This window comes from Bacillus sp. SIMBA_154, assembly GCF_046536015.1.
GTDB lineage: Bacteria > Bacillota > Bacilli > Bacillales > Bacillaceae > Bacillus > Bacillus pumilus_P.
In genome coordinates this window covers 1-243 of the sequence record NZ_JAWJBV010000571.1, presented here as the reverse complement: position 1 = coordinate 243, position 243 = coordinate 1, and the positions used below count along the sequence as shown (strand labels likewise).

1 protein-coding gene is annotated in these 243 nt (G+C 41.6%); it reads right to left on the bottom strand.

Features of this window, described 5'->3' with window-relative positions; translation table 11 throughout:
- On the bottom strand, positions 1–243 hold a 243-nt coding region (locus R0K30_RS23195; protein WP_410613352.1), incomplete at both ends, for a ComEC/Rec2 family competence protein.

The following is a 243-nucleotide window of genomic DNA, read 5'->3' as shown; positions in this document are numbered from 1 at the left end:
ATTTTATTGTAACGCTTAACTACCGCTTTACTTGGAAATTGCCACTGGCCTTGATACGCACTTGAATGAATCACAAGTGTTGGGTTTACGGCCTCGATAAACTCGACACTGGAAGAGCTATCACTGCCGTGATGAGGACTTAACAAAACGGTACTTTGTAAATCATGCCCTTGTTTAATTAATTTAGACTCCCTCGCCTTTGATATATCACCAGTGAGAAGCACACTATGGTTTGCACTTGAG